This is a genomic window from Legionella stuttgartensis, from assembly GCF_977063405.2.
This window is the reverse complement of the sequence record NZ_CDRUHA020000108.1, coordinates 250,485-273,278: the sequence shown is the minus strand read 5'-3', so window position 1 is coordinate 273,278 and position 22,794 is coordinate 250,485. Positions and strand designations below refer to the sequence as shown.

The window sequence follows — 22,794 nt, the reverse complement described above, 5'->3', positions numbered from 1 at the left end:
CTCCTTTTCTTAGCTAAGTGGGGGATTTTGAACATGGCTAAGTCGATAAATTATTTGGGTTACTGCATCTTGCTTCATTTCTCCAACGATAATACTTTCTTCATCCTTAGAGCCTAAAATTCTATCGTTATTTAATGTAAGTTCTCTAGAAACACTTATTTTTCCTGGAACCTCTACAATTTGACCTGAGCGAGCTTTCAATACAAATATCACCGTTAAAGTGAGCGTATATTGTCTGGGATTTGTACTTGCACCAACACTGATAATTTGTTGATGTAAGTTGACTTCGTCAATTATAAGCCAATACTTAGCTTGAGAGGGCTCCGGATTGACATCAATTTTGGAACTCTCAAGTCGAGATTGTAATATCGAAACAAACTGTTTGTCATCATTTTCAGAAATAATGGCCACATTACTAAGCCATCTCGGTACATTACTCATGCCCCGCAGATGGAAACCACAAGCTGATAGTAATAATAACAGCAGCAAAGGCAGCATATATCGTAACGTTGCAAATTGATGTTGTGATTGTCCCACTGATTGTCCATGTAACTGACGCGGGACATTAGACATCTCAGAGCAATTTGATTTCATTAGCCAACAACCAAATTAATTAATTGTCGGTGTGCCACAACGATGGCTTTTTTAACTGTTTTATCAGCCAGAAAATCTTTTGCATGTTCTTTGGCTGTAGCAATTAATGTCTCTTCTGCTGCATCTACACTGGCGGTAAATTGCGCTCGGAGCTTTCCATTAACCTGAACGACGTAATCCACCTCATCGGTTTTTAGGGCACCTTTATCTACTCTGGGCCAATTGGCATCAATAATTGCTTTTTCAAACCCTAATTGTTGCCATATATGATGTGTAATGTGAGGGGTGATAGGAGCCAATAATCGCAACAGTATACTCATACTGGAATGGATAAAAAACTTATCTTCTTCTGTTTCTATGGAGTAACTGGATAGTTCATTAAATAGCTTCATACAGCCTGAAACGACGGTATTAAATTGATTGCGATCATAATCATGAGTTGCTTGTGCGAGAATTTGATGCACAACATGACGTGATTTCTTTAAACGGCTTTCAGCTTGTTGCCAGTTAACATGTCCATTGCCACTTAGAATGATATCATTGACCTCAATAAACATATTTTGATGTTGATGGGCAAAAGTCCAAATTCGTTTTAGAAAGCGATGTGCACCTTCTACAGCGGCATCTGACCATTCCAGTGATTGCTCTGGAGGTGCGGCAAACATAACAAACAAACGTGCTGTATCAGCCCCGTAGGTATCAATCAGATGGTTAGGATCAACGACATTACCCACAGATTTAGACATTTTATGTCCATCTTTTAAAACCATGCCTTGAGTTAATAGGGCTTTAAATGGTTCGTCCGAATTGACTAAACCCTCATCTCGCATTAATTTGTGGAAAAAGCGAGCATAAAGTAAATGCATCACTGCATGCTCAATACCACCAACATATTGATCTACGGGAGTCCAATATTTTGCTCGATCATCAAGCATGGCATTTTCCTGGCCTTTACATGCAAAACGAGCATAATACCAAGAAGATTCAACAAAGGTATCAAAAGTATCTGTTTCACGAGAAGCATCTTGACCACATTTAGGGCAACTTACATTCACAAATTCTGGACATTGCGCAAGAGGTGAGCCTGTGCCAGTAAATGTTACATTTTCCGGTAGGACTACGGGAAGATCTTCATCTGGAACTGGAACAGTACCGCACTGTTCACATAAAATCATGGGAATAGGGGTACCCCAATATCTTTGTCTTGATACACCCCAATCACGTAATCTATAGTTGATTGTTGCCTTTCCTGTATCATTTTCCTCAAGGAACGCAGTGATGGTCTCTACTGCCTGAGAGGAGCTTAATTCATCAAATTGACCTGAATGAATCAATGTACCTTCACCAGTGTAGGCAGATTGGCTCAGATCATGTTTTGTTCCGTTGTTAGGCTTTATGACTTCTTTTATTGGTAATTGATATTTTTGTGCAAACTCCCAATCTCTTTGATCATGTGCTGGAACAGACATTACCGCGCCGGATCCATATTGCATCAGTACAAAATTAGCTACCCATATTGGTAGTTCTTCACCCGTTATAGGATGGATTGCGGTCATTCCTGTGGCTACACCTCGTTTTTCCATAGTAGCAAGTTCTGCTTCAGCCATTTTAGTGCCTTGGCAGCTGTCGATGAATTCTTTGACTTCCTTACGAGTACTTGCTGCTTCTTTAGCGATAGGGTGATCTGTGGCCACTGCAAGATATGTAGCACCCATTAAAGTATCAGGACGAGTAGTATAGATTTTTAGGCGCTTAGGATAATTATTGACGTTAAAATAGATTTCAGTACCGGTGGAGCGACCTATCCAATTACGCTGCATTTGTTTTACTTGTGCAGGCCATTCATCCAATGTATCGAGTGAGCTGAGGAGTTCATCAGCATAAGCTGTAATTTTGATAAACCATTGAGAGATTTCTTTGCGTTCGACAAGTGCACCAGAACGCCAACCGCGTCCATCAATAACTTGTTCGTTTGCTAAAACTGTTTGGTCTACTGGATCCCAATTTACAACGGCATTCTTCTTATAAACCAGGCCTTTTTCAAATAGTCGAATAAAAAACCATTGTTCCCAACGATAATACTCAGGTGCGCAAGTACAAATTTCGCGTCGCCAGTCATAGGCATTACCAAGACGTAAAAACTGCTTTTTCATGGACTCTATATTTTTTCTTGTCCATTCAGCAGGGGGGATCCCATTTTTGATGGCTGCATTTTCAGCAGGTAAACCAAATGCATCCCATCCTATAGGTTGCAGTACATTTTTACCCAAAGCACGCTGATACCGAGCAATAACATCACCAATAGTGTAGTTACGAACATGTCCCATGTGCAATGTTCCACTCGGGTAAGGGAACATGGATAAACAATAAAATTTCTCTCTGTTTAAATCTTCTGAAACATTAAATGATTGTTTTTTATGCCAATACTGTTGAGCTTGGTCCTCAACTTCTTGTGGTATATAGGTATTATCCATAGTCCGATTTTTTAAGTGACTCTAAATCGCTAAGGATAACTCCTCTTGTGTCTGCCAGCAATAGATTATTGTTGGAATAAGCGACGAAGTTGAATAAATAGTATAAAAATAAGGAAAATTGAACAAAAAATTAAAGCTGGATACTCATGCCAAATAATCCAGGGAGTAAAACCTTCAGCTGGGAATATATTACTTTGCAAGATGCCCGAGCTAAATGGAGGGAGACTTTCTACTATATCGCCATTTGAATCAATTACGGACGATAAACCATCATTATTGACGACTACTTGATATCGACCGGTTAGTAAAGAAAGCATTTGAGCCATTTGCAATTGTTGATAACTAGCTAATGAGTGTCCAAACCATCCATTATCGCTAATTGAAACGATCCATTGGGCTTTAGGCATTTGTTCTCGTAAAATATGGGGATAGGCAATCTCATAACAAATAAGACTTGCTATTGGATGATTTTCAATGCGAATTAGAGATTGCTTTCTTCTTCCTGGTAATAAATTGGGCTCGGGTAAATTCAGCCAATGATTAATTGCAACAAGCGGTTTAGGAATGTACTCTCCGAACGGAACGAGCTGGCGTTTCAGTTTTTTTCCTTTAGCTTGTCCAAGGGTAATTATTGAATTGTAATAATTCGTTTCGCTATCATTTGTCGGTTGTAAAATGCCTACCATAAGTGCGCTGTTCGCTTTCAGCGCTTTGTTATTTAGCTTTTGTAAATATTTATCTAAATAACTTGCCGGAAGTGGTATGGCTGATTCTGGTAAAATAATTAATTGCTTTCCTAAGAGCTTATTAATTGCATTCTCATAATACTTTAATAAATTCCAAAATAAGGCTTCATCCCATTTATCACGCATAGATAAATTGGCCTGTACAGCACCGATACTAACAGGCTGTTGTTTGACATGTGACCATGAAATATTTTTGCATAGCATTGGACTGATAATAATTAATACAATTACGATAAGGTAGTGATAGCGTTTTTGAGAATCCTGGGAAACAGCTAAAGTGAGTAGAGCAGAAATAAAGATGCATACTAAACTTAGCCCATATATGCCTAAAACAGGTGCAATGTATTTAATCGGGGTATCGATGAGGATGGTACCTATTAATAACCAGGGGAATCCAGTAAATAAATTGGAACGGCAGTATTCACTCAAACACCATAAGACACAGAATAGAGTTAAGGATAGTAATTTTTGATTTTTTAGTTCAAGCGATTTATAAAAATAAGCAACAAGGGCAGGGAAGAGCGAAAGATAGGCAATGAAAATTAAAGTAACTAATCCTGCGAAAAAATAGTTGAGCTGACCATAGTCATGAATACTGACTATGACCCAAGAAACTCCGAAACCGAAATAGCCTATTCCATAAAAGAAACCGAGATAAAAACCATGTTTGAAGGAGCAATTTTGCAGGCTCGAATAAAGAAAAGCCAAACTTAATAACGTTAATCCTGGGATATGAAAAGGAGCAAAACCAAAGGGCGCAAGCAGGCCTGCTATAAATACAAAGAAATATTTAACATAGCCAAGACGAATTGAAGAATTTAAAGGAATTGAATTGGCTAAAGCGGTTTGCTTCATGGCTGTTAAAAAATTGTAAAATGATAAGATAATTGACTCCTCTATTCAGGTCAAGAATTAGTGAAATATTTTATAATTTTACAATGTCCAGAATTTACGTCACCCTGGCTACAAAAATCGGAGGCTACGTCAATCCCGAAGGTAGGATATCCCTTCGTCGTAAACTCCTCAGGACGACAGGGACATCAATGTACCTACAATTTACTTTATTATTTTTTCAGAACATAAGTTCCAGGTGCATCACAAATCGGTCTTAAATTCTTTTCAGGGTTACCTAGAGTAGGTGGTTTCTTTTTAGCACCGGAATAATCAGTAAGCCATTTTTCCCAGGAGGGCCACCAAGAATCTGTAAAATGAGGGGCTCTTTCTAACCAAACTTCCGGTGCTAAATGTTTATCATCTAATTTATGAGTGAGCATTTGATAACTGCGTCCCAAGCTTCCTGGCTCGTTAACAATCCCTGTGTTATGTCCTGCATTAGTCAATACAAAGGTAATATCACTATCAGTAAAGTAATGAATTTTATAAACGGATTTCCAAGGGGCCACATGATCTTTTATAGTACTTACTGAAAAAATTGGTAATGTGATATCGGCAAGATTAATACTCTCATCCAGAATTTTAAAACGTCCTTCTACTAAGTCATTGTTTAAAAACAATTTGCGCAAATATTCACTATGCATTTTATATGGCATTCTAGTAGTATCGTAATTCCATGCCATTAAGTCATTTATATTCTGTCGTTTACCTAATAAATAGTCATAAACTACCCGAGACCAAATAAGATCTATAGACCGTAACATGCTAAACGCTCCAGACATCTGTGAACCCTCTAAATAGCCTTTCTCCCACATAATATCTTCAATATAAGTGAGTTGGTTTTCGTCAATAAATAACTGGAGTTCGCCTGCATCCTGAAAATCGGTTTGTGCTGCAAATAAGCTCATTGTTTTTAAACGGTTATCATTATTTGCTGCCATCTTTGCGGCAACCATAGTTAATAAAGTTCCCCCAATACAATAACCAACTGCATGAATTTTTTCTTTAGGAATAATTTGATTGATGGTATCTAATGCATCCATCACTCCGCGTATTGCATAATCAGAAAAATCTAAGTCTCTATCCTCAGAGGTTGGATTACTCCAGGAAATCATAAATACAGTATGTCCTTTATCTACTAAAAATTTCACCATGGAGTTATTAGGTGAAAGATCAAGAATGTAATACTTCATAATCCAAGCTGGAATGATTAAGATCGGTTCAGGATGTACTGTTGATGTTGTTGGTTCATATTGGATCAGTTCTATTAAACGATTCCTATAAATAACTTTCCCTGGTGTTACTGCTACATTTGTTCCTACCTTATATTGTTCGCTCCCTGCTGGCGGTTTATTATTCAGATACCGGGTGATGTCATCAATAAAATTACTCCATCCTTTGATAAAATTCATGCCCCCTTCGTTAATTGTGGCAGCAATCACTTCAGGATTCATTCCCGGTACATTCGACGGAGCAAAAATGTCCAAAATTTGACGTGTTACAAAATTAACAATGTTCTCATGGTGTTTGGAAACTCCACGAAGATGAGTTGTTGCATTATCCCACCATTCTTCAGTTAATAAGAATGATTGAGTGTATACATTGAAGGGAAATTGAGACCATGATTCATTTTGGAAGCGATGATCGGTTTGGCGGATTTCGACACAAGGTTCACATTTATCTTGGTTTTGTTGTTGAATGTATAATAACAAATGTCCCAATTTTTTGAGTGCCTTTTTGTTTAAATCAGCACGTTGCGCGGGTGAAAAAAGCAAATAAATCAACCAGTCACCAAAAGACATCATCAGTGTTCCTGGTGATAACCAATTACACAATTGACTGATGGTAGCGTGGAATAATTTATCGAAACTTATTCCTTCATAATCGTTTTTATCTGATTCAGTCAATAAGGAGTTTCTAGACTTTTCGGTTGATTTTGGATGCTTCCTTTTTGATTTGTTCATACCAATTCCCTTTGCGAATTCAAGATTTTTTTTAATATAGTCCTTTTCAAACATTATGCATCAAAAAATAGAATAACTCGATTCTTAAAAATTGTTATTATGTATGCACATAGTTCAGAGAATACTATTCAATTCCCAAGATTTTGTGTAGGATGATCGCGTTTTATAATGGAGAGGGATTAAATGTATAATGTAATGATTACTGGTGCAGGGAAAATTGGTAGCTTAATCGCTTGTTTATTATCAGAGAGCGGTTCGTACCAGGTCCATTTGGTTGATATTGATTTTAATGGATCCGATGTAAAAAGGCTGTTGGAAGCAGTACCGAAAATTAAAACAGTAGCCTTAGATGTTCAAGATCAACAGTCCACTCAAGCTTATATGGAAAAAAACGGTATCGTGGCTGTTATTTCAAGTCTTCCATATTTTTTAAATACTTTTGTTGCGGAAGCTGCAAAAGCTGCCAAAGCGCATTATTTTGATCTTACGGAAGATACGGCAGTGACTGAAGCAGTAAAAGCGATAGCGCTTGACGCAGAAACTGCATTTGTTCCTCAATGCGGATTGGCTCCCGGGTTTATCAGCATCGCCGCAAATAGTCTCATGCATGAGTTTGAAGAGTGTCATCATGTGAAATTGCGTGTAGGGGCTCTTCCTCAAAATGCAAACAATGCACTTCAATATTCATTAACCTGGTCCACTGATGGAGTCATCAATGAATATGGCAATCCATGTTATGCAATTAAATATGGAAAAGCGGTAACCTTGGCACCTTTAGAAGGATTAGAAACCATTCAAATCGATGGGTGCGAGTATGAAGCGTTTAATACCTCTGGTGGATTAGGTAGCTTGGCAGAGATGCACGCTGGTAAAGTACAAACCATGAATTATAAAACAATGCGTTATCCTGGACATTGCTCAAAGATGCGTTTATTGATGAATGATTTGCGATTAAACCAAGATAGACCTACGCTAAAACGCATTTTGGAAAATGCAATTCCTAAAACGTATCAAGATCTAGTCATTGTTTATGTTTCTGTTGAAGGAATGAAACAAGGTGAACTGACAGAAAAAAATTATGTGAAGAAAATTTATCCTGAACAAATCTGTGGCTTGGAGTGGTCAGCAATTCAAATAAGTACTGCCTCTGGTGTTTGTTCAGTAGTTGATTTAGTGCTCGGACAAGAAAATGAATATAAGGGTTTAGTCTTACAAGAAAAATTCCATTTGTCTGCGGTGCTGGAAAATCGTTTTGGTCGCTATTACGCATAACCAAAAATATTTTGGTTATTGTTCCCGGGTTGTTTATTGTACCCGGGTTACTATGGAGATAATTAATGGATATATTAAAACGCTTGAAAATTCATGCCGTTAATCCAGGGGCCTTTAGTGGTCAAGGTTGGCAAAGTGGAATTCATGAACATAAGTTAATCTCTTATAATCCAGCCAATAGTGAAAAGCTTGCAGAAATAGCAACCTGCACTATGAGTGATTATGAAGAGATAATGACTCGTGCTCAATATGCTGCTCATGAATGGAGGAAAGTTCCTGCTCCTAAAAGAGGGGAGATCATCAGGCAGATTGGTCAGGCATTACGTGAGCATAAAGATGCATTAGGTAGTTTAGTTTCCTTAGAAATGGGTAAATCCAAACAAGAAGGGGACGGCGAAGTTCAGGAAATGATTGATATAGCTGATTTCGCAGTAGGACAATCACGGATGCTGTACGGTAATTCCATGCATTCAGAGCGTCCACAACATAGAATGTATGAACAGTGGCACCCATACGGTATTGTTGGCGTTATTTCAGCGTTTAACTTTCCTGTTGCAGTTTGGTCATGGAATGCTTTTCTGGCAGCCATATGTGGGAATGTGACATTGTGGAAGCCATCTGCAAAGACTCCTTTATGTGCTGTAGCTGTTCAGAACATTTGCAATGATGTATTAAGGGCTAATGGTTGTCCGGAAATATTCAGTTTAGTTATTCCAGAGAGTCACGATGTGGTTGAAGAAATGGTGAATGATAAACGAATACCACTTATTTCATTTACTGGTTCAACAGCAGTGGGTAAAGAGGTCGCTGCTAAAGTTGCAGCTCGATTGGGTAAGACTATTCTAGAATTGGGTGGTAATAACGCTATTATTCTCGATGAGTCAGCTGATCTTCATTTAGCAATTCCAGCTATTGTTTTTGGTGCGGTAGGTACTGCGGGTCAACGATGTACTTCTACGAGACGTTTATTTGTCCATCATTCTAAGTATGATTATGTTGTTGAGCGTTTACGTTTTGCCTACGAGCAAATAACAATTGGTGATCCTTTAGATAAGAAAAACTTAATGGGGCCCCTGATTGATAAACAAGCTGTTGATCAATTTAATGGTGCAATAGCTCGTATTAAAGAGGCAGGTGGTCGGATTATCTTTGGTGGTGAGCCAGTACATGGATCAGGCTTCTTTGTGGAACCTACGTTAGTATGTGATGTAAAAAATCATTGGGAGATTGTTCAAGAGGAAACATTTGCGCCGATTTTATACGTTATGTCTTTCCAGACAATTGATGAAGCGATTGCTTTACAAAATCATGTACCTCAAGGATTGTCTTCTGCCATGTTTACCCAAAATTTAAAAAATGCAGAACACTTTTTAAGTGCCTGGGGAAGTGATTGCGGCATAGCTAATATTAATATCGGTACTTCAGGTGCTGAAATTGGCGGGGCATTTGGTGGAGAAAAAGAAACAGGTGGCGGGCGTGAGTCTGGTTCTGACTCTTGGAAAGCGTATATGCGTCGGCAAACAAATACAATAAATTGGGGAAATGAATTACCGTTAGCTCAAGGTATTCGATTTGATTTGTCTTGATTTAAGTAGCAACTGTAGCCTGGGTGAAGCGAAGCATAACCCAGGTAATTATCATGTTCCATGAACCCGGGTTATGCTTCGCTTCACCCAGGCTACTTTAACGAGGAAAAAAGAATGCAGGGATCTTTTTTTATAAAAAAAGTCGCAGTTCTGGGAGCTGGTGTTATGGGTGCACAAATTGCAGCGCACTGTGTTAATGCTGGTATAGAAACATTACTCTATGATTTGGCATCTAAAGAAGGAAATGCGAATGCATTGATTGATAAGGCAATCGCTAATTTAGGAAAACTAAAACCTGCTCCACTTGCTACAACCCAAACCGCGACATTGTTGCAATCCCGAAATTATGAACAACATCTTGCTGATTTGTCCTCTTGCGATTTAGTTATTGAAGCAATTGCTGAACGCTTGGACTGGAAAGAAGATTTATACAAACGTATTTCCCCTTTTTTAACAGAACATTCCATTTTAGTAAGTAATACCTCCGGTTTGAGTATTAATGCTTTATGTTCAGTTTTACCTGAAGCACATAGAAAGAATTTTTGCGGTGTCCATTTTTTTAATCCTCCGCGTTACATGCATCTTGCTGAACTTATTCCTGCTAAAACGACTAATAAAGAATTAGTGGATAATCTGGAAACTTGGCTAACTCGTTATTTAGGTAAAGGAGTTGTACGCGCCAAAGACACACCTAATTTTATTGGAAATCGCATTGGTGTATTTTCTCTCTTAACAACATTGCACCATGCTTTTGCCATGGATATGGGATTGGATGAAGTTGATGCATTAACAGGCCCTTTGTTAGGGAGACCAAAATCTGCCACGTTCCGCACCATGGACGTTGTTGGTCTAGACACCATGCAACATGTAATCCATACCATGCAACAACAGTTACAAGATGATCCATGGCATCACAGTTTTAAATTACCTGAGTGGCTCATTAATCTAATTAAAGATGGGCATTTGGGACAAAAAACAGGTCAAGGTATTTATAGAAAAAATGGCAAGATTATTGAAGTATATGATGTTAAATCAGCACAATATCGTCCAGCGCAACCGGCCGTAAGTGATGAGTTAAAAGTGATTATGGGTAATCCCGATCCTGCTGTGCGGATGCAAAGTCTAATGACTTCTAATAACAAGCAAGCACAGTTCTTAGCCGCCTGTTTCAGGGATTTATTTCACTACTGCGCATATCATCTCGAGGAAATTGCAGATAATGTCAGAGACGTTGATTTGGCAATTCGCTGGGGCTTTGGTTGGATACAAGGGCCATTTGAAACCTGGCAGCTAGCTGATTTGACGACAATGGCTCAGTACATTAACCAAGCAATAAAGGAAAAATCAACACTTAGTACGGCTCAACTGCCCGGATGGCTTTTTGAAATCAAGGCCTTCTATACTGAAAAGGGCGCTTATTCTCCTCAGATGAATGAGTACCAACCTCGAAGTCAATTGCCAGTTTATAAACGTCAATTCTTCACTGACCGAGTCCTTAAGGAATCAGTGCATCCCACACCTGTGATTTATGAAAATGAGGGTGTTCGTTTATGGCATCTACAAGATGATGTAGCGGTAGTGAATTTCAAAAGCAAAGCAAATACAGTGGGTCAAACAGTTCTCGATGGATTGGAAGCTGCTGTTGAAATTGCAGAGAAACAATGTCGAGGCTTAATTATTTATCAACAAGACGCCACTAATTTTTGTTCTGGAGCTGATTTGCGCGGTGTCCTTAATTTAATTAAGGAAAATAAAATGCAGGCTTTGGACTCTATGATCGCACAATTCCAACGTGTCGCTTTACGTTTGAAATACAGTTCTATTCCTACAGTTGCAGCAGTACGAGGCCGTGCTCTTGGCGGTGGTTGTGAGTTAATGATGCATTGTGATGCCGTGGCTGCTGCTTTTGAAGCCTACCCAGGTCTAGTTGAATTTGGTGTTGGGGTGATACCTGCGGGAGGTGGATGTAAAGAAATGGCAATGCGGGCGGCTCATCTTGCTCCTAAAGGGGATTTAATGACAGTAATTCAGAATTACTATCAACAAATTGCTACAGCGCAAGTTGCAGGTTCAGCGGCTGATGCAATGCAAATGGGGTATTTGCGAAGTACAGACAGTTATGTCATGAATGCTAATGAAGTACTCTATGTAGCATTGGCTAAGGTTAATTTCATGCACGCAGAAAACTACAAACCTCCTTTAAAGAAACAGTTTCAAGTTGCCGGTATTGAGGGTAAGGCACGTTTGCAAGCAGGTTTAGTAAATTGGTTAGAAGGTGGATTTATTTCTCAGCATGATTATTTCATTGCTACGGAGTTAGCAACCGTGCTTTGTGGGGGCAACCTAAATCAAAATACATTTGTTGACGAGAATTGGATGCTTAAGTTAGAGCGTGAAGCCTTTATAACTCTTGCTGCAACCCCATTAACCCAGGCACGGATTAGTCATTTACTAGAGACTGGCAAGCCGTTACGTAACTAAGGGAGATTTGAAATGACTAATGTATATATAGTTGACGCATTACGTACTCCAGTAGGTAAGGCACCACGCGGTGTATTTAAAAATACATTACCAGATGATTTGTTGGCTCATGTGATCACAAATTTAATGAAACGCAATCCGTCAGTGGATCATCAAAAAATAGGGGATGTAGTCATAGGATGTGCTATGCCTGAGGCTGAGCAAGGCATGAATGTGGCTCGAATCGCATCATTACTGGCTGATCTACCTCAATCTGTCCCTGCAATGACAATCAATCGCTTTTGTTCTTCTGGTGTACAAAGCATTGCTACAGTTGCAGAGTCTATACGCAGTGGAGATATGCATTTGGCTCTTGGTGGAGGCGTTGAAAGCATGTCTATGGTGCCTTTGGGCGGCAATAAATACACAGCAAATCCTGTTATCTTCAATAATGAAGATGTTGCAATCGCATATGGGATGGGCATTACAGCTGAAAATGTTGCAAAGCGTTGGCAAATTACTCGAGAGCAGCAAGATGAATTTGCTGCTGAAAGTCATAAAAAAGCCGTTGCAGCACAGCAACGTGGTGACTTTAAAGCTGAAATCAGTCCTGTAGAAATTACCATAAGACAGGCTGATTTAGAAAATGATACCGCAATAATAAAAAAGAAATGGATAAATGATGATGAAGGACCAAGAGCTGATACTTCTTATGATGTCATTTCTAAATTAAAACCTGTCTTTGCTGCAAGAGGAACTGTTACAGCAGGAAACAGTTCACAGACTAGTGATGGTGCTGGTATTGCACTTTTAGCCAGTGAACAGGCTTTGCATCAATATGATTTAAAACCCATTGGGCGCTTACTGAGTTATGCTGTAGCTGGTGTTCCTCCTGAGATTATGGGAATTGGTCCTATTGAGGCAATTCCTATTGCTTTAAAACGAGCAGGTATTACTTTAGATCAACTGGATTGGATAGAGCTTAATGAGGCATTTGCCGCTCAAGCTTTAGCAGTGATTAAAGAACTTGATCTTCCTAGAACTAAGGTGAATCCTTTAGGAGGAGCTATTGCTTTAGGACATCCTTTAGGTGCCACAGGTGCAATAAGAACAGCTACGTTATTGCATGGACTAAGAAGAACTAAAGGACGATATGGTATGGTAACCATGTGCATTGGAACAGGCATGGGGGCTGCGGCAATATTTGAAGCGTTATAATCTTTGAGTCTTTAGCCTGGGTGAAGGCGCAAGCTGTAACCCAGGTTTCTAGAATTTTTTTCCAGGTTTACCCCTTGCGCCTTCACCCAGGCAATATTCTGATATCATGTTGTAGATTGTCAAAAAAGGGAAACCCGAGTTACGCTTTACCGCGACACGGGCCACTTTGAAAGAATAAGATTTTAAATAAGATGCTATTTTAGTTTTTATCGCGGAATATAATGCGACCTTTAGTTAGGTCATAGGGAGTTAATTCGACCTTAACTTTATCGCCAGTTAAAATTCTAATGTAATTCTTACGCATACGACCAGAAATGTGGGCAGTGATAATATGTCCATTTTCTAATTCAACACGAAACATGGTGTTGGGCAAGGTATCGATAACCGTACCAGCCATTTCTAAATGATCTTCTTTTGCCATAGGTCTCTCAGTGATGTACCAAATTTATAAAGTTTATTATGTGTGATTATATACTTACAGCGTGTATACTGCACTAAAATGAAGAAAATGGCAATCAAAGCCCAGCAAAATTTAACTATTTATCACTCTATTGTTGACTTTAGTACCCATCTTTGATGAGCGCTTAACCATCAACATAATTTGAGCTAACCTATTTTATTGCTAAGTTAGGGGTATTCTCAACTAAAAATACATCACCAACGTAATCAACATAATGTTTTTCTTTGCTTGCTTGTTCCCGAGTGGGTCTAACAAGTCCATGCATATTAAACTCGTTTTTTTGTAATTCAAAACGTAGTGATTTAATCAACTCAGGTGCACAGTTTTGTTCAAATAATGTTTTTGCTGTATTTATAAAGCTCTGCATTTCCGCATCAAATTTTGCCTTATCATGTGCATATCTAGATTTTACCTCGAGTGTCTCTGTGAATGAGGGTTCTTTAGGCGGTTTAGGTACTGTTTTCCAGCCATCATGAGTTAACCCAAAGCGAAGATTTTTTATCATTTCATGTTCTTGAGAGTAATATGAAACAGTTATTAACCCTCCTGAATTATCTCTTATTAAAAAAACAGCCTTCGTTTCTTTTTTTGTAGCACCGTTGTGTTCCAAAATATCATGTAGTTGATTACTACTAAGCGGTCGAAAAATAACAGGGACTTTAGACTCTGATTCATTACTTGGTTTTGACTTCATAGGTCAATACTCCGAATTCTTTAACAAAATAAATTATCAATTATTGAAGCCATAACGAGATGAAATGGTAATAGTCTGTGTATATCGTATAATAATAGTACAATCCTGTTGTTATTTGAAATATTACGTGAGGTCCCATGAACCTTTTTTTGTAGGATGTTCTAAAGACTGATAGAGCATATGAAGAAATTCTCTTCGCTCAACAATTTTAGCGCCTAGACTTTGCAAATGATTCGTCGGAATTTGGCAATCAATAAAATCATAGTTCCAATCGCTCATCATTTTTGATAAATAGTAAAAAGCAATTTTTGAGGTGTCTGTCATTTTATGGAACATAGATTCTCCAAAAAAGGCATGGCCTAAACTGAGTCCATATAAGCCTCCTACCAGTTCGTTTTCGTACCATATCTCAAAAGAATGGGCATAACCCATTATGTGTAATTGAGTATAGGCTTCAATCATCTCTTTAGTTATCCAGGTATTATTGATTCGATCAACACTCGTAGCACATTCTGCAATTACTTGTTTAAAAGCGGTGTCTATGGTGAATCTAAAAGATTTTTTTAATGACTTTTTCAAACTACGAGATAGTTTAAATTCAGTAGGAATCAATATGAGTCTTGGATTTGGAGACCACCAGAGAATTGGTGTTCCAGGTTCGTACCAGGGGAAAATGCCTTGGCTATAAGCTTGAAGAATGCGCTGTGGTGATAAATCACCGCCAATGAATAATAAACCTTGGTCATCACTTGTTTCCGGATGGGGGAAGAAGTGGATTTCATCATAATTCAAATCAAACTCCTCAAATATCAGGAACGTTACTCTTATAAATCCCATTTTATTCTACACTTATTATAAGCGAGAATTGGAGGAAGTAATTGGACTATCTCTATAGTTTGGGCAATATTTTAATGCTTCTCAGCCTATGTTGTAGAAAAGTACTCTTTCTTCGTACGATCTTCATATTATCTGATTTATCATTTTTACTTTATGGTATGTTAGAGGATGTGCGCCCGGTAGCTTATTGGGCTATTGCATCATTAGTTATCAATTTTGTACAGATTGGTTTTTTGTTAAGAGATTTACTGCCTAGAGATTTGCCTTATGATATGCAACAAATAAAAGATCTATTTTTTGTAAATACGAAAGCAAGTGATTTTATTCGTCTGATTAAACTAAGTGATCGAGGCACCTCCAAAAATGAGAAAATATTAACCAAAGGTGAGCCAGTAGAACATTTAATGTTGATTACTAAAGGATCGGTATATATTGAAGTAGAAGAAGCGATCATAGAAGTAGGACCTTATCATTTCATTGGAGAGATGAGTTATTTTAGAGACGGAAAAGCAAGCACTACTATATATGCAAAAGAGCCTGTAGATTACATATATTGGAGTTATTCTGATTTACACCGTTTACAAGCAAATAAACCCTCATTATTTATGAAAATGGTAGAGGCTATGGGAAAAGATATTATACTGAAAATGCTTCATCAAACTGGATCGCTAAAGGAATTATGAGTGATGCTCTAATTGAGTAGCAGCGAAGCAGGGTTATATTCTAAGAGCCACTTTCACTGCACCCGATCTAAATCAGAACTAACTTTTTAAATTCAAATCCAAATATTCTTCTGCATCAAGAGCAGCCATACAACCAAAACCAGCAGAGGTAATGGCTTGTCGGTACACATGGTCAGCTACATCTCCACAAGCAAATACACCTGGAACGGATGTGCTGGTAGCCATACCTTCTAGTCCTGATTTAATAACAATATAACCATTATTCATAATCAGTTGATCTTTAAATAAATCAGTATTAGGTGTATGTCCTATGGCAATGAATACGCCATCCACATTTAATAACTCTTTCGAGTCATTCTGTACATTACGAATTAAAGCGCCTGTTACTTTTTTACCATCACCTACGACTTCATCAAGAGTGGAGTTCCATATTACTTTAATATTGCCATTACGCGTTTTTTCGAAAAGTTTTTCTTGCAGAATTTTTTCAGCACGTAGACTGTCACGTCGATGTATTAAAGTTACAGAAGAGGCTAGGTTAGATAAATACAACGCTTCTTCAACCGCAGTATTTCCTCCCCCAATAACACACACTGCTTTATTTCGATAAAAAAAGCCATCGCAAGTCGCGCAGGCTGAAACTCCTCGACCTTGATAAGCTGATTCCGATTCGAGTCCCAAATAGCGTGCAGACGCTCCGGTAGCAATGATAAGGGCATCGCAAGTATAGGTTTCGCTATCACCCTGAAGTGTAAAAGGTGCTTGTGCTAGATTTGCTTTAACAATATGATCAAAAATAATTTGAGTTTCAAAGCGTTCAGCATGTTTTTGCATGCGCTCCATCAGAGCAGGGCCTTGTAATCCCTCAATATCGCCAGGCCAGTTATCTACATCTGTCGTCGTCGTTAATTGACCTCCTGGCTGCATGCCAGTGATTAAAACGGGATGAAGATTGGCTCTTGCGGCATAGACTGCAGCGGTGTAACCTGCTGGTCCTGAACCTAATATGATTAAGCGGTGATGATTGCTTGAGCTCATTCTCTCTGCCTTCCTTAATATTTTGATATTTTGTGTTAAGATGGCGAATATTATGACAAAAACAAAGATATGAAAATACCTATGGAAAAACAACATTCGGGAAAAAAATCGGGTCTTTCTAAAAAACATATGCCTAGCTATGTTGTGAAGCGGCTTAGCGAAGGTAGTTTTATATTAATTTTAACCAGTGCATTTTTTGTGCTCTTGTCTTTGCTCTCTTATAAAAACAGTGACCCAGGGTTTTCCCATGCTTCGCATGCTGGGGCTGCTGTCGCAAATTCAGGTGGACAAGTAGGTGCGTACATTGCTGATGCCCTGTATTTTACATTTGGGTATTTTGCTTACTTGGTACCCATCGCCTTTGCTTATATTTCATGGGCTTTATTACACGATGTGCATACCTTAAAAACTCTTGATAAACGAGTTTTATTGCTTCGTTCTATTGGCTTGATGCTTATGTTTGCTGGAGGGTGTGGCTTATTAAGCCTCGAAGCAGAAATGAGTCAATTAAGCTTTATCCATGGCCCCGGAGGATTTATAGGACAAGCTGTGGGGGGCGGTTGGTATCAAATGCTTAATTTACATGGAGCAAGCTTGGTTTTATTGGCCATGCTTTTAGTGGGAACTACATGGCTAACTGGTTTATCCTGGATAAAAGCGCTCGAGATCATTGGTTTCTATACTTTGTTCACTGCAAATTATGTTTCTAGGACCGTACAAAAAGCAGCATATTTTTTTAAGACTCAATTTGCACGAGCCAAGTCAAAAGAAACCAACAAAATACCTCTTGAAAAATCTACTCCAAAATTATTTAAACCAAAAATAGAGAAAGAAAAAGAGGTGGTTATTCCTCCTGTTCTAGTGAGTAATGAAATAAAACCTGAAATTTTTAAACCGGAAAATAATAAACCGGAAATTTTTAAACCCGAAATCGTTAAGCCCATAAAAGAAGTAAAAGAAATTCGTATTCCCAAAGTGAGCACTTCAGGTGAATTACCTTCTTTAACCTTATTGGATAAAGGTGAGCCAGGTAAGCCTATGGGTGGGTACACACATCACGAGTTAGAAAATTTATCGCGAGAAGTTGAGCAACATTTATTAGATTTTGGTATTCAAGCTGGGGTAGTTGCAGTACACCCCGGACCTGTAGTAACTCGTTTCGAGTTACAATTGGCTGCAGGTGTTAAAGTAAGTAAGTTGACGGCCTTGGCTAAAGACTTAGCGCGTTCTTTATCTGTAATCTCAGTTCGAGTGGTCGAAGTAATTCCAGGTAAAGCGGTAGTCGGATTGGAATTACCCAATCATTCACGAGAAATGGTCCGATTATCAGATGTTCTATTAGCGGATGTTTATCAACAGGCTCATTCACCGATTTCTTTATCTTTAGGTGTAGATATAGCAGGTCATCCTGTCGTAGTTGATTTAGCAAAAATGCCCCATTTATTAGTAGCTGGGACAACGGGTTCTGGGAAATCAGTTGGTATCAACGCCATGATTCTAAGTATCTTATTTAAGGCAACCCCTGAGCAGGTACGTTTGATTATGGTGGATCCTAAGATGCTGGAGTTGTCGGTTTACGATGGTATTCCTCATCTGTTAACTCCTGTTGTTACCGATATGAAAGAAGCTGCTAGTGCATTGCGATGGTGTGTTGAAGAGATGGAACGTCGTTATAAATTGATGGCTGCTATGGGTGTAAGGAATTTGGCTGGATTCAATAGTAAAATTGCTGAAGGAATCGCCAATGGTCAACCTTTCGTTAATCCTTTGTGGAAGCCCGTTGACTCAATGGATGAAACTGCTCCAGAGTTAGAACCTTTACCTTATATCGTCGTTATGATTGATGAGCTTGCTGACATGATGATGGTTGTGGGTAAAAAAGTAGAGCAGTTAATTGCACGTATTGCTCAAAAAGCCCGCGCTGCTGGAATTCATATGATTCTAGCTACTCAAAGACCTTCGGTGGATGTTTTGACTGGATTAATCAAATCAAATATTCCAACACGAATTTCGTTTCAAGTTTCCTCAAAAATTGATTCTCGTACTATATTAGATCAACAAGGCGCGGAACAATTATTAGGGCATGGGGATATGCTGTATTTGGCCCCAGGAAGCGGTGCACCGTTACGAGTTCATGGCGCTTTTGTTGATGACAAAGAGGTTCATCGTATTGCGGACGACTGGCGTGCTCGTGGAGAACCTAATTATATTGATGATATTTTAAAATTGACGGGCGATGGCAATGAAGGCGGATCTGATGAAGATGGTCAATCCGCAGAGGATGATGACCCTCTATATGATCAAGCAGTAGAGTTTGTTATTCAAACGCGTAAGGCGAGTATTTCTGCAGTTCAACGACGTTTAAAAATAGGGTACAACCGCGCAGCACGAATGGTTGAGGAAATGGAGCGAACTGGGATTGTGGGGCCATTAGATGGTGGTTATCGAGATGTCTTAGTATCATCCGTAACGGAGGATTAGTTATGAAAAAAATATTAATAGCATTGCTTTTAAGCATTTCTACTGCAGTTTTTAGTGAGACCCCCGATGTATTGCTACAGAATAAATTAAATAGTATTCGTTCAATGACCGCAGATTTTAAGCAAGCTGTAAAAGCAAAACATCGAGTAGTGTCTCGTTCATCAGGTACTATGGCCTTACAAAGACCGGGTCGATTCCGTTGGCAAACTTTGCAGCCAATGGCGCAATTAATGGTAGCTGATGGCCAGAAGATTTGGGTTTATGATAAAGACCTAGAACAAGTCACTGTTAAAACACAAAAGAAAGGCTTAGGCGGAACTGCTGCTTTATTTTTAAGTGGTTATGACAATACTGTGACCCGCGATTTTACTGTGACTCAGAGTAATGTGGGAGATGAAATCGTTTTTGATTTAAAATCAAAATCACCTAAAGCCAATTTCCAACGCATAAAACTAGTGTTTCGGCAAAATAACTTAACAGGATTGGAGTTATACGATCAATTAGGCCAAGTAACTACAGTCCAATTATCGCAAATTAAATTAAATCCTAAATTGGCTACTAAATTGTTTCAATTCAAAACGCCAAAAGGGGTTGATGTGGTACAACAATGAGTTTGTTTGAGACAATGCCTACGCCGCCACTCGCAGAGCTTTTAAGACCTCGAAGTCTTGATGAAGTGATTGGTCAGAGTCATTTATTAGGGGAGGGAAAGTCTTTACGGCTCAGTTTTGCTGCCAAAAAACTCCATTCGATGATTCTTTGGGGCCCACCAGGTGTTGGTAAGACAACAATTGCCCGAATTACTGCTGAGGCTTTTGATTGCGAATGGATAGCTCTTTCCGCAGTGTTCTCTGGGGTTAAAGATATTCGTGCAGCAGTTGAAAAAGCACAAGAAAATCTAACCTTTGGTAAGCATACCATATTGTTTATTGATGAAATTCATCGTTTTAACAAAGCCCAACAAGATGCATTATTGCCGTATACTGAATCGGGTTTGGTCACTTTCATAGGTGCTACTACAGAAAATCCTTCTTTTGAAGTCAATTCAGCCTTATTGTCACGCGCTCAGGTTTATGTTTTAAAATCTTTGACTGATGAGGAGTTAAGACAATTATTTCAAAAGGCGCATCAGTCAGTTTTATCCTCTATTCAATTTGATGACGATGCTATAGAAATGCTTATTGCATTTGCTGATGGAGACGCGAGACGGTTATTAAATAGTCTTGAGCAATTACATACGGCATGTACTGCATTGAATAATACACATGTAACAAAAGAATTTGTGATGAATTCATTGGCAGAGCAGGTTAGGCGTTTTGATAAAAGTGGTGATAACTTTTACGATCAAATTTCTGCTTTACACAAATCCGTTCGTGGCTCTAATCCTGATGCTGCATTATATTGGCTATGCCGAATGCTGGATGGAGGGGTGGATCCACGTTATTTGGCACGACGCATCGTGAGAATGGCATGGGAAGATATCGGCTTAGCTGATCCCCGCGCTATTCAAATTGCAAATGATGCCGCAATAACATACGAAAGGCTAGGTTCTCCTGAGGGCGAACTTGCTCTGGGAGAGGCGGTCATTTATCTATCCATTGCAGCAAAAAGTAATGCAGCCTATGTTGCTTTTAATCAAGCTAGAGACTTTGTAAAACGAGATAAATCTCGAGAAGTGCCTATTCATTTGCGTAATGCACCTACTCGTTTAATGAAACAACTAGGGCATGGAAAAGAGTATCGATATGCTCATGATGAGCCCCATGCTTACGCGGCTGGAGAACATTATTTACCTGACGGCATGCAGGAGCCTGGTTGGTATAAACCCGTGCCTCGTGGTTTGGAAATAAAAATTTCAGAGAAACTTGCTTTTCTAAGATCGCTTGATGAAAAAAAGCAAGAGTCCTAGCCTGTATAGTAGTCTAGGTGCAACGCATAGGAACCCAGATTAAGGGTGATATTCGAATCAAGAAACCCCTTGATTTCACTGTGCTTCATCTTGGTTAAAAAAATTGGATGATACGTCAATCTTGACTCACTATTCGCCAATTTTATTCGTCATCCCGAACGCAGGGATCTTCAAAATTATGGGTATGAGTATAAATCAGGAGCTCCTCAGCTTGAGTATTAAAAGTTCCTTTACCACTACACGTTTCTTCTTTCATAATTTACAATCCGGAAGATTCCAACTGGACTCAATGATATTGGCTCCTGCTTCATCATGTCGGCTGTAGTTAAATATCAATGGCTTATCGTAACTAAAAAAAGGAGCATAAAAATTTTTATAAGATATTTGTCCATCTGTAAGGAATACAGAACATGTATTGGGTAACAGCTCCGCAACACTTTTGATGTTTTTATACCGAGAATTTTCACTAACATAACCGTGATCAAAACCTAAAAATGCCAGGTAGGGTTCCTCATTACTTTCTTTTTCGATAATTTTTGCTGCGTTACCGTTGAAACTATGAATTCTAAAATGTTCGTCACCATCTAAGTGTTTGATTTGAAAACTTTTAATACAGGATAAAATCGCCGGATAAGAATCGAGAGCTACGATACGAATCCCCTCCTTTTTGGCTGCTTTAACTATATCAGTATAACCAGAAAATCCACATCCACTTGCTACATCTTTGAAATATAGATAGGCGTCTAGTTCGGGTGGAAGCTCTTCATTCGCGCTATTAAAATAGGCATCTAGCAATTTTTGATGACGATCATAAAAAAGAAACTCAAAAAATAAAGTTTTTATTCCTAACTGCTTAAAGTATCCCAGGTTTTCAACAAGAAATTTTTTAGGAAATTTGTGATGATGAATTTCCCCTAAGAAGATTCCATTAGGGAGTTTATTTTTATCTTTTAATTCTTCAAATGATTTTTTTAATGCCTCTTTTCTTTGTAGTGCTGAGAAGTAAGAATGTGATGATTGTGAAAAACTCCAACCAGGATGGGAATAATTTGTTTTTTTTGCCAAATCAATAGACAACTGGCGTAATGATTTAATCTCAGACACATATTCTTCTGCCGATTTATTATGCCAAAGATAGTATCGATTACTCTCCCAAGAGGATGAAAAAGGTTTTTGGGTTAGATGAAGTTGTAGTTTTTCATCAAAATCAGTATATGTGATTAGAACCTCTAATTCATCTGGATAGTAGTCAAAATGAATTTGCCGCTTTTCATCATCAAAATAAATTTTGATGCGTTCGAGTGGAAACCCTTTCGTGACTAAAGCATCAATTAACTCCTGATAACATTGTTTAATGATCGGATAATTGATTTCATCAATGGATTCGCTGTTTATCCCTTTTAGAATGCATATGCTCATGGACAAGCCCTCTAATTTTAGTAAGGGCGCTTTTTAAGGATGGTATCCTGAACATTGGTATTGAG

The 22,794-nt window shown here is 38.6% G+C and carries 17 protein-coding genes; 8 read left to right on the top strand and 9 right to left on the bottom strand.

From position 1 onward, the window contains the following. Nucleotides 1–9: 9 nt before the first annotated feature. From ACWTEW_RS34785 to ACWTEW_RS34770, 4 genes are all read right to left on the bottom strand, one after another. Entirely contained in the window at nucleotides 10–594 is a 585-nt protein-coding gene (locus ACWTEW_RS34785) for an LPS-assembly lipoprotein LptE (RefSeq protein ID WP_454782552.1), read from the bottom strand. Further along, nucleotides 594–3,068: a leucine--tRNA ligase gene (gene leuS, locus ACWTEW_RS34780; RefSeq protein ID WP_454782551.1), complete on the bottom strand. Its 2,475-nt coding sequence runs from the start codon at nucleotides 3,066–3,068 to the stop codon at nucleotides 594–596. The genes ACWTEW_RS34785 and leuS overlap by 1 nt, the downstream gene beginning before the upstream one ends. A gap of 65 nt (nucleotides 3,069–3,133) precedes the next feature. Then, entirely contained in the window at nucleotides 3,134–4,669 is a 1,536-nt protein-coding gene (gene lnt / locus ACWTEW_RS34775) for an apolipoprotein N-acyltransferase (protein ID WP_454782550.1), read from the bottom strand. A 209-nt stretch (nucleotides 4,670–4,878) separates the two neighbouring features. Beyond that, nucleotides 4,879–6,672: a PHA/PHB synthase family protein gene (locus tag ACWTEW_RS34770; protein WP_454782549.1), complete on the bottom strand. Its 1,794-nt coding sequence runs from the start codon at nucleotides 6,670–6,672 to the stop codon at nucleotides 4,879–4,881. Nucleotides 6,673–6,855: 183 nt separating this feature from the next. Between ACWTEW_RS34770 and ACWTEW_RS34765 the strand changes: the two genes are divergently transcribed. From ACWTEW_RS34765 to ACWTEW_RS34750, 4 genes are all read left to right on the top strand, one after another. Beyond that, nucleotides 6,856–7,944, top strand: a complete 1,089-nt coding sequence (locus tag ACWTEW_RS34765; protein ID WP_454782548.1) for a saccharopine dehydrogenase family protein — start codon at nucleotides 6,856–6,858, stop codon at nucleotides 7,942–7,944. Nucleotides 7,945–8,009: 65 nt separating this feature from the next. Further along, complete coding sequence (gene amaB, locus ACWTEW_RS34760; protein WP_454782547.1) at nucleotides 8,010–9,530, top strand: L-piperidine-6-carboxylate dehydrogenase; 1,521 nt, start codon at nucleotides 8,010–8,012, stop codon at nucleotides 9,528–9,530. 114 nt (nucleotides 9,531–9,644) lie between these two features. Further along, the gene (locus tag ACWTEW_RS34755; protein ID WP_454782546.1) at nucleotides 9,645–12,011 is read left to right on the top strand and encodes a 3-hydroxyacyl-CoA dehydrogenase/enoyl-CoA hydratase family protein; all 2,367 of its coding nucleotides are present in this window, start codon (nucleotides 9,645–9,647) and stop codon (nucleotides 12,009–12,011) included. Nucleotides 12,012–12,023: 12 nt separating this feature from the next. Continuing rightward, entirely contained in the window at nucleotides 12,024–13,208 is a 1,185-nt protein-coding gene (locus tag ACWTEW_RS34750) for an acetyl-CoA C-acyltransferase (RefSeq protein ID WP_454782545.1), read from the top strand. Between the two features lie 199 nt (nucleotides 13,209–13,407). Here the strand turns inward: ACWTEW_RS34750 and infA are convergent, their stop codons facing one another. The 3 genes from infA to aat form a co-directional block, all read right to left on the bottom strand. Continuing rightward, the gene (infA, locus tag ACWTEW_RS34745) at nucleotides 13,408–13,629 is read right to left on the bottom strand and encodes a translation initiation factor IF-1 (RefSeq protein WP_454782544.1); all 222 of its coding nucleotides are present in this window, start codon (nucleotides 13,627–13,629) and stop codon (nucleotides 13,408–13,410) included. A 190-nt stretch (nucleotides 13,630–13,819) separates the two neighbouring features. Then, complete coding sequence (locus ACWTEW_RS34740) at nucleotides 13,820–14,362, bottom strand: hypothetical protein (RefSeq protein ID WP_454782543.1); 543 nt, start codon at nucleotides 14,360–14,362, stop codon at nucleotides 13,820–13,822. 123 nt (nucleotides 14,363–14,485) lie between these two features. After that, a complete protein-coding gene (aat, locus tag ACWTEW_RS34735) occupies nucleotides 14,486–15,154 on the bottom strand; it encodes a leucyl/phenylalanyl-tRNA--protein transferase (RefSeq protein WP_454782542.1) in 669 nt (222 codons plus the stop codon). Nucleotides 15,155–15,240: 86 nt separating this feature from the next. On the opposite strand from aat, the gene ACWTEW_RS34730 reads away from it, so the two are divergent. Beyond that, nucleotides 15,241–15,882: a Crp/Fnr family transcriptional regulator gene (locus ACWTEW_RS34730; protein WP_454782541.1), complete on the top strand. Its 642-nt coding sequence runs from the start codon at nucleotides 15,241–15,243 to the stop codon at nucleotides 15,880–15,882. Nucleotides 15,883–15,960: 78 nt separating this feature from the next. On the opposite strand, the gene trxB is transcribed toward ACWTEW_RS34730, so the two are convergent. After that, the gene (gene trxB, locus ACWTEW_RS34725) at nucleotides 15,961–16,920 is read right to left on the bottom strand and encodes a thioredoxin-disulfide reductase (RefSeq protein WP_454782540.1); all 960 of its coding nucleotides are present in this window, start codon (nucleotides 16,918–16,920) and stop codon (nucleotides 15,961–15,963) included. Nucleotides 16,921–17,001: 81 nt separating this feature from the next. Here trxB and ACWTEW_RS34720 point away from each other — a divergent pair, with 81 nt between their 5' ends. The 3 genes from ACWTEW_RS34720 to ACWTEW_RS34710 are packed head-to-tail and all read left to right on the top strand — an operon-like array spanning nucleotide 17,002 to nucleotide 21,310. Beyond that, entirely contained in the window at nucleotides 17,002–19,401 is a 2,400-nt protein-coding gene (locus ACWTEW_RS34720) for a DNA translocase FtsK (RefSeq protein WP_454782539.1), read from the top strand. 2 nt (nucleotides 19,402–19,403) lie between these two features. Then, complete coding sequence (gene lolA, locus ACWTEW_RS34715) at nucleotides 19,404–20,012, top strand: outer membrane lipoprotein periplasmic chaperone LolA (protein WP_454782538.1); 609 nt, start codon at nucleotides 19,404–19,406, stop codon at nucleotides 20,010–20,012. Next, a complete protein-coding gene (locus ACWTEW_RS34710) occupies nucleotides 20,009–21,310 on the top strand; it encodes a replication-associated recombination protein A (protein ID WP_454782537.1) in 1,302 nt (433 codons plus the stop codon). The genes lolA and ACWTEW_RS34710 overlap by 4 nt, the downstream gene beginning before the upstream one ends. A gap of 252 nt (nucleotides 21,311–21,562) precedes the next feature. On the opposite strand, the gene ACWTEW_RS34705 is transcribed toward ACWTEW_RS34710, so the two are convergent. Continuing rightward, entirely contained in the window at nucleotides 21,563–22,729 is a 1,167-nt protein-coding gene (locus ACWTEW_RS34705; protein ID WP_454782536.1) for a TraB/GumN family protein, read from the bottom strand. Nucleotides 22,730–22,794 lie beyond the last annotated feature (65 nt).